Source organism: Syntrophorhabdus sp., from assembly GCA_012719415.1.
GTDB lineage: Bacteria > Desulfobacterota > Syntrophorhabdia > Syntrophorhabdales > Syntrophorhabdaceae > Delta-02.
The window spans coordinates 1-2,732 of sequence record JAAYAK010000154.1; the positions used below are offsets into that span (position 1 = coordinate 1).

The following is a 2,732-nucleotide window of genomic DNA, read 5'->3' on the forward strand; positions in this document are numbered from 1 at the left end:
GCCTCGACGAGTCGAGGATAGACGTGAAAGTGGCCGGCGGACCATCGACATTCCGTACCCTTGACAGCATCGACAGGCCCATAGAGGCCGGGGACATCCTCATCTGTGACGGCTCCGGACCCGTGGCTGTCGCGGGCATCATGGGCGGCGAGAACTCGGAGATCACGGGCACGACGAGGAACATGGCCCTTGAGGCTGCTTACTTCAATCCCTACTCCATACGGGCCACCGCCAGGAGGCTCGGGATCAGGTCCGAGGCGTCGCTCAGGTTCGAGAAGGGCATCGATATCGACAATGTCGGGTATGCCGCCGAAAGGGCGATGTACCTCATGCATGAGCTCGCGGGCGGCCAGGTTGTGAGAGGCGCCAGGGAGATCTTCGAGAAGAAGGAACCCCGGACTATCTACCTCACCTACAGCAACATCAACGGGCTCCTGGGCACCCACATCAGCCGGGACGCCATCACGCGCGCCCTTAGATCCATCGACCTCCTTATCATGAAAGAGGACGAGAACGGGTTCGTCATATCTGTGCCCAACTTCAGGCATGACATCGTCGAGGCGGCCGATGTCATCGAGGAGATATCCCGGGTCCACGGATTCGAACACATTCCCGACACGAGCCCCGTGGCGGTCCTCAAACCCCAGAAGATCACCCGGAAAGAACGCTTTCTGGCGACGATAAAGGAGTATTGCCTGGGGACGGGCTTCTACGAGATCATCAATTTTTCCTTCTTCTCCACGAAGGACATCGAAAATCTCCGTATCCCCGAGGATGACGAGCGCGCGAGGTACGTGTCCATCATGAACCCCATCTCCCGCGACTTGGGGGTCATGAGGACCATGATGACACCCTCCGTCCTGAGATGCATGGCGTACAACATCAACCGGGGCACGAAGAACCTCAGGTTCTTTGAGAAAGGAAAGGTCTTCTTTCGGGAGGACGAACGCATCCGTGAGCACGTCGCCCTCTGCTTCGCCCTGACGGGCAGGGAGAAGGAATATTCGTGGAAGGAAAAGCATGCGGACTATGACTTCTTCGACATCAAGGGAATCATCGAAGGTTTGATGGAGAGGCTCGGGGCGAACTGTGAGACCGTCCCGACCACCGAACCTTTTCTCGATCGCGGCCGGAGCGCCGACATCGTCGTTGACGGCACAAAAGTCGGTTGGGCCGGAGCTGTCCGTGACGACGTTCTCGGGCTCTACGAGATCGAACAAACTATTTATTGCGCTGAGTTACGATTTGATATAATCTTAGAAAAAGGGAACTTGACGCTTCAATACAGGCCGATACCCCGTTATCCGCAGGTTACACGGGATTTCTCGTTCTTCGTGGACGACGGGGTACCGATAGCCATGCTTGTTGAGAAGATCAAGGGCATTTCACCCCTTATTGTCTCAGTGGGGATATTTGACATGTTCAGGAAGGAAAGGCGGAGCGTATCCATTCGCGTGGTGTTCCAATCCCACGAAGATACCCTTACCGATGAACGTGTCAACGCCTTGCAGCAAAAGATCATCGGCGAGCTGACGAATATTGACGGAATTTCGTTAAGGGCATAAGGAGGAGTTATGACGAAAATAGATATTGTAACCGATCTTTACGAAAAGCTCGGGTTTTCCAAACGGGAGTGCGCGCATATCGTCGACCGGTTCTTCGAGATCATCAAGGACACTCTCGCCACCGATGAGAACGTAAAGATTTCCGGTTTCGGCAATTTCTTCGTCAGAAAGAAAAAAGCCCGCCGCGGACGCAACCCGCAAACAGGTGAAGAGATCAAGATAACGGAGCGCAAGGTGCTGAGTTTCAGGCTGAGCCAGGTATTGAAGGACGAGATCAACGACAGCAGAAGGCACGAATGAACGGCAGAGAAATACCCGACAGGGTCTTTTACCGTATCAAGGAAGTCTGCACATTAACGGGACTGAAACCTCACGTCCTTCGCTACTGGGAGCAAGAGTTCAAGGACATCAAGCCCGTCAAGAGTCCCACCGGACAGCGTCTCTACAAGAAAAAGGACCTTGAGATCATCTTCACCATCAAAAAGCTCCTTCACGAAAAACGATTCACCATTGACGGGGCAAAACAATACCTCGCAAATCACAAGAGAATACTCAACGAGATTCGCGAAGAACTTACCGAACTCGTCGCAATGCTGAAACAAGAGGAGAAAGGAAAGAAATGAGAAATATCATCATCGCCACAGCGCTCATGGCCTTCGTCCTGTGCTCATGCACACCGGGACCGATCTACGTCGCCAAAGGTGAAACAGACAGTGTGAAAAGAAGCTACAACGACAAGCATGTCCAGTCTGTCTTCGACAAGAACTCCGCCCTCTTCAAGGACATCTACAACCGATACAGCTCCGATAACGTGGGCATCTACCAGGACGGCATAGGCATCACCACGCTTGAGGATTTCGACAAGCAGCAACTGCACTACGTCATGGTGTACGTGAGACCCAAAGAGGCCTCTTTCGACGGCAACTCGACGAAACCGGAGGAACGCATCGCGAAGATAATACGGGATTTCGTGCCCAAACACATCAAGAAGATCAAACCGAGTGACCTTGACGGCGACCACATTGAAGGCCTCGCATTCGGTATCTACTGGGCAGCCAGGGATTATTCCCAGTGCGACACATATGGCGGCCATATCGAGTACCTCTATATCTTCTTCCCCGAGAATGCCGCGAAGGCCTACCTCGAAGGCAAGATCAGTCTCCCCGA

The 2,732-nt window shown here is 53.5% G+C and carries 4 protein-coding genes; all 4 read left to right on the forward strand.

Going from position 1 to position 2,732, the window contains the following annotated elements:
- Window positions 1–1,565, forward strand: a 1,565-nt coding sequence (gene pheT / locus GXX82_09460; protein ID NLT23261.1) for a phenylalanine--tRNA ligase subunit beta, incomplete at its 5' end; no start/stop codon positions are given.
- A gap of 9 nt (window positions 1,566–1,574) precedes the next feature.
- Window positions 1,575–1,865 carry an integration host factor subunit alpha gene (locus GXX82_09465; protein NLT23262.1) on the forward strand — a complete coding sequence of 97 codons (291 nt, stop codon included), beginning with the start codon at window positions 1,575–1,577 and terminating at the stop codon, window positions 1,863–1,865.
- The gene (locus tag GXX82_09470) at window positions 1,862–2,188 is read left to right on the forward strand and encodes a MerR family transcriptional regulator (protein NLT23263.1); all 327 of its coding nucleotides are present in this window, start codon (window positions 1,862–1,864) and stop codon (window positions 2,186–2,188) included. The genes GXX82_09465 and GXX82_09470 overlap by 4 nt, the downstream gene beginning before the upstream one ends.
- A partial coding sequence (locus GXX82_09475; protein NLT23264.1) for a hypothetical protein occupies window positions 2,185–2,732 on the forward strand: 548 nt, incomplete at its 3' end. The genes GXX82_09470 and GXX82_09475, both read left to right, overlap by 4 nt.